The 4,528-nt window shown below is 65.7% G+C and carries 8 protein-coding genes; 5 read left to right on the plus strand and 3 right to left on the minus strand.

Going from position 1 to position 4,528, the window contains the following annotated elements:
• Nucleotides 1-192: 192 nt before the first annotated feature.
• The 3 genes from QO011_RS42310 to QO011_RS42320 are packed head-to-tail and all read right to left on the minus strand — an operon-like array spanning nucleotide 193 to nucleotide 1,918.
• A complete protein-coding gene (locus QO011_RS42310; protein WP_307286719.1) occupies nucleotides 193-537 on the minus strand; it encodes a hypothetical protein in 345 nt (114 codons plus the stop codon).
• Nucleotides 534-1,625 carry an IS5 family transposase gene (locus QO011_RS42315; RefSeq protein ID WP_307286721.1) on the minus strand — a complete coding sequence of 364 codons (1,092 nt, stop codon included), beginning with the start codon at nucleotides 1,623-1,625 and terminating at the stop codon, nucleotides 534-536. Before QO011_RS42315 ends, QO011_RS42310 begins: the two co-directional genes overlap by 4 nt.
• Before the next feature lie 32 nt (nucleotides 1,626-1,657).
• Nucleotides 1,658-1,918: a hypothetical protein gene (locus QO011_RS42320; protein WP_307286723.1), complete on the minus strand. Its 261-nt coding sequence runs from the start codon at nucleotides 1,916-1,918 to the stop codon at nucleotides 1,658-1,660.
• Nucleotides 1,919-1,989: 71 nt separating this feature from the next.
• On the opposite strand from QO011_RS42320, the gene QO011_RS42325 reads away from it, so the two are divergent.
• The 5 genes from QO011_RS42325 to QO011_RS42345 all read left to right on the plus strand — a co-directional run.
• The gene (locus tag QO011_RS42325) at nucleotides 1,990-2,658 is read left to right on the plus strand and encodes a lysozyme (protein WP_307286725.1); all 669 of its coding nucleotides are present in this window, start codon (nucleotides 1,990-1,992) and stop codon (nucleotides 2,656-2,658) included.
• Nucleotides 2,655-2,921, plus strand: coding sequence for a hypothetical protein (locus tag QO011_RS42330; protein ID WP_307286726.1), 267 nt, complete (start codon nucleotides 2,655-2,657; stop codon nucleotides 2,919-2,921). The genes QO011_RS42325 and QO011_RS42330 overlap by 4 nt, the downstream gene beginning before the upstream one ends.
• Nucleotides 2,908-3,039 carry a hypothetical protein gene (locus QO011_RS42335; protein ID WP_307280244.1) on the plus strand — a complete coding sequence of 44 codons (132 nt, stop codon included), beginning with the start codon at nucleotides 2,908-2,910 and terminating at the stop codon, nucleotides 3,037-3,039. The genes QO011_RS42330 and QO011_RS42335 overlap by 14 nt, the downstream gene beginning before the upstream one ends.
• A 12-nt stretch (nucleotides 3,040-3,051) precedes the next feature.
• The gene (locus QO011_RS42340) at nucleotides 3,052-3,267 is read left to right on the plus strand and encodes a hypothetical protein (protein WP_307286727.1); all 216 of its coding nucleotides are present in this window, start codon (nucleotides 3,052-3,054) and stop codon (nucleotides 3,265-3,267) included.
• Nucleotides 3,268-3,896: 629 nt separating this feature from the next.
• Nucleotides 3,897-4,528, plus strand: a 632-nt coding sequence (locus tag QO011_RS42345) for an ABC transporter permease (RefSeq protein ID WP_307286729.1), incomplete at its 3' end; no start/stop codon positions are given.

A 4,528-nucleotide genomic window follows, 5' to 3' on the forward strand; every position in this document is an offset into this window, starting at 1 on the left:
TGCCTCCGCCGTCCGACTCAGCTCACCCCCGCATTGCGTCAGAAGTCGCCGGCGCTGGGAATCCCCAATGGAGTCAAACTCACCGAGGGCTGGTACCAATCATGGCGCACGCCATCTTCGACTTGGTCATGAACTCGACATCGGCCGGGATCGCGGCATGCTCGCAGCGGGCACGATCCTTCGCCCAGCCCTCTAGCAGGCTGTTGAAGAAGCATCGCGTTTGGCTTTGAGGACGGCCTCGTCGCCATCGTGATAGGCGAACTCGATTTGGAGGGTGCCGTCATCGAGCAATTCGGCGGAGCCATCGCCGGAGACCTCGTCCATCTCGTCGCAGCCCTGCCAGGTGAATCCGATCGAGGAGCGGCGGTAGGCGATTTCGAGGCCGGCCTGGAGGGCGCCGAAGGCGATTTCGCCGTGACCACGATCAGTGACGGTGAGCATTGCCGGCCCGCACAGATCGAGATGATCGCGCTCCCAGATGTCGGCTTCGACGATCCGCCAGCGGCCGACGAGGAGGCAGTCCGTCGGCGCTCTCATGTCGGAGCCACCACGAGCTTGGGCAGCCGCGCCAGGTTGTAGGCGGCGGCTGCGAACACGAAAGCCCATCCGACGCGCTCGCGCCCCCGGAACCGGGTCTTGGCCTGGCCGGCAACGGTCTTGATCCAGCCGAAGGCCTCCTCGATGCGTTTGCGGATGCGCTGGCTGACGGCGTAGCCCGTATGCCGCGTCGTGCGCCCGTCGATGGCGGACCGGCGGCCATTCGCATTCTGCGCCACATGCGGCGTGACCTTCATCGAGCGCAACTCATTGACGAAGTCCTGTGCGTCATAGGCCTTGTCGGCCCCCAGCGTGATCGCGTTCGACCGGTCGGCCCATGGCTCGATCATGTGCAGAGCCGCCACCCGCTCAGCCTGCCCATCCGCCTGCGTCAGACAGGCATCGACGATGAGGCCGTGGCGGTTCTCCATCAGGCCATGGCCCATGAAGCACAGCCTCGCCTCCTTGCCCGCGCCCTTGCGGTAGAGTCGAGCATCCGGATCGGTGGTCGAGGCATGTGTCTCGTTGGTCCGCCTTTGACCATGAAAGTCCGCGTCCGCGTTGCGTCCACCCCCGTCCTTCGGCGGCTCGCTCGAACCCTCCTTTGGCTTGATGCTCTTCATCGAAGCCCAGGCCTGGATCAGCGTGCCGTCGACCGAGAAGTGGTCCGTCGACAGAAGTTGCTTCACTTGGCGTTGAGCCAGCACCGCAGACAGGAACTTCGCCGCAATCTCGCCCGCCAGCAGCCGGTCACGGTTCTTCGAGAAGGTCGAATGGTCCCACGCCGCCTCGTCGACCCCGATCCCCACGAACCAGCGGAACAACAAGTCGTACTCCAGCCGTTCCATCAGCTGCCGCTCCGAGCGGATCGAGTGGAAGGCCTGCAGCAGCATCGCCCGGAGCAGCTTCTCCGGCGGTATCGACGGCCTGCCCATCCCAGAATACAGCGCCGCGAACTCCGATCCGAGCGCGGACAGCGTTTCGTTCACAATCACCCGGATCACCCGCAGCGGATGATCCCGACGCACCCGCGCCTCCAGATCCACGTAGCTGAACAGCTCACCGGATCGCTCGTCGCCGCCACGCACGATTCAGCCTCCGCGTCCTACCCACCACGGAATCATGCCTCGAAGACAAGCGCCAGAGCCTTGTTCAACAGCTTGCTAGAGAATTGCGGTGGGCCAAGAGCAACGAGCTCAAGCTGGCCGATCTCAATGGCTCGTGTGATCACGGCAAAAGTATCCGGCATGCCCGCATCCCGCGCGGCCTCCATGGCCTGCGCGAGGAGACGCAGCGGCGTCTCTGCCGAATTGATGCCGAAATAAGTATCCCCTCGTCGTCCATTGATCTGCCTCAGCCCCGCTGACGACGCTATCGCCACCACAGGTCGAGTTCAACCAGCCTCTGCCCGCCCGCCTCGAGCGTGCTTTTTCATGCCCACCAGGAGCCCCCATGCCCCGCCACGTCATCGATGCCGTCCGCGCCAAGCTCGAGCAGTTCGAGGGGCTGCGGCTCACCGCCTATCGCGACGCAGTCGGCGTCCTGACGATCGGCTATGGCCACACCGGGCCCGACGTCCGGCCGGGTCTCACCATCGACCGCGCGCGGGCCGACCAGTTGCTGGCGCAGGACCTCGCCGAGGCCGAGAGCGCTGTGTCGCGCCTGGTCAAGGTGCCCCTCTCCGACAATCAGTTCGGTGCCCTCGTCTCCTTCGCCTTCAACGTCGGCACCAGCGGTTTCGCCGGCTCAACGCTGCTCAAGAAGCTGAACGCCGGAAACTATGACGCCGTGCCTGGCGAACTTGCGAAGTGGAACAAGGGCACGGTCAACGGCAAGAAGGTCGCGATCCCCGGCCTGACGAACCGCCGCGCAGCCGAGGCTGGCATCTGGGCGGCCGGAGCGCATGTCTCGTCCAACTACGTCCCTGCCACGCCAACCCCGGCGGGCAGCTGGCTTGCCAAGCCGGAGACGATCGCCGGCGGTGTCTCGGTCGCCACGGCGGTTGCCGGCGCCGCAAACAATGGCGGGCCGATCGCCTGGGCGGTCGCGGCCGTCATCACCGGCACCCTGATCGTCGCCGCGATCCACTTCATCCGGCGCCTGCGGGAGAGCGCGTCGTGAGCGCCCTCCTCGGCCTTCTCAACGTCGTGCCGCTGCGGGCCTGGCTCGTCGCGGGCGGCATCGCCGCGGCCGCACTGGCCGGCGGCTATGTCATCCGCACCGCCTACGAGCGCGGCCTGGCCGCCGGCACCGCAGCCATCGGGGAGACGAACCATGCGAACGAAAAACGAGCGGACCGGTCCGGCGATGCGGTGGAGCGCTGCTATGCTGGCGGCGGCCGCTGGGATCGCTTTGAGCGGGTGTGCCTCGGTGCCCGTCAATAAGCCCTGCGGTGTCGTCAACGACAGCTTGCTGGGCGTCGAAGCCACCACGCGCGACGGCGACCGCCGCCTCGCGCTCCACTACGAGCGCGGCCTGGCCGCCGGCTGCTGGCATCGTTGAGGAGTGGAGCCGATGCAGGAGTTCGAGCGGCGCCTGACGACCGTCGAGGTCAAGCTCAAGGATACGGTCGAAGACCTCGACGAGATCAAGGCCGACGTGCGCGCCATCCGCGATGCGGTCGTCGGCGCCCGTGGTGGCTGGAAGCTGCTCGTCGCGGTCGGCGGCCTCGCAACCGCCCTCGGAGCCGCCGTCGGCAGCCTGCTGCCCTGGCTGCACGTCAAGCCGTAGGCCGCCGCGGCGCGCGTCGGTCGCGGCCGCTCGGGACGTCGCTTCCTGAACCGCACAGTCGTATTGTCGTCACCCAAGTTCACTCCGGTGATCTCGAATCATACCCAACTTGAGGTAATATATAACCTCCTCTTCGCACCCTCGAAGCAAGTGTGAAGACCGTTGCGGATCGCACATCGACGATCCGAGCGGGGACAGGTTGGTCGCCGTGTCTCGGGGTGGATCGAGCAACCTTATTGCCAGGATGGAAGCAGGGCGCCGTTCCTGGATTTGCCATGTCCGACGATTGACGCTGCTCGGGCTTTGGTATCTCTTCGCCGGGTCGTCCTGCGGGGCACTACGGCAATCGGGCAGCCAATTGGCCCGACAAGAATTGTCCGTGACAGCGGATGGGCAAGGGAGGAAGGAATGCCGCGGAAACCATTTCCAATGACGCGATTGCGCAGCTGGGTCCCGGAACCGTGACGGGCGGCAAATGATCAGCCACTGAGAAGCGCGCCGGACTGCTCCCTTCCCGAGCAAAGGTCGCTTCGATCGGGTTTCATGATGGCTGCGGGCGGCTCGCACCCGGCGTGGATATGTGCCTCGCGGGGCGTGTGGCTTGGATTTACACTGGGATCGGGGTGGAGATGAGCATCGAGACGGGGGCCGGGACGCGTGGTCCGGCGGAGTATGAGCGGGGGTTGGAGGAGGGGTCTGGCTCGGTAGCCTCGTTCGAGGCGGCTGGGAAGACGCCGCTTCGGCGTTTGCAGCATTTTCTGCATTCCTACCCGACGATGATCCCGTTCATCGTGCTTTTGCTGGGGATATTGCTGTTCAGCGTGCTGGTTGGTGCCCGGTTCTTCACGCCGTTCAACCTGTCCTTGATCCTGCAGCAGGTGACGATCATCGGCATCATCGGCATTGCGCAGACGCTGATCGTGCTGACCGCCGGCATCGACCTGTCGGTCGGGGCGATCATGGTGCTGTCGTCGGTGGTGATGGGCCGGATGGCGGTGATCTCGGGGGTGCCCTACGAGCTCACCTTCGTGCTGGGGCTGTTGTGCGGGCTGGCGTGCGGGGCGGTGAACGGCTGGCTGGTGTCCTATGTGAAGCTGCCGCCGTTCATCGTGACGCTGGGCACCTGGCTGATCTTCGGGGCGCTGAACCTGGCCTATTCGCAGAGCGAGACCATCCGCCAGCAGGACATCGCGGCGGTGGCGCCGTTCCTGCAGTTCACCGGGGGGCTGGCGCTGGACTTCGACCGGAGCTGGCCGCTGAT

This window comes from Labrys wisconsinensis, from assembly GCF_030814995.1.
GTDB lineage: Bacteria > Pseudomonadota > Alphaproteobacteria > Rhizobiales > Labraceae > Labrys > Labrys wisconsinensis.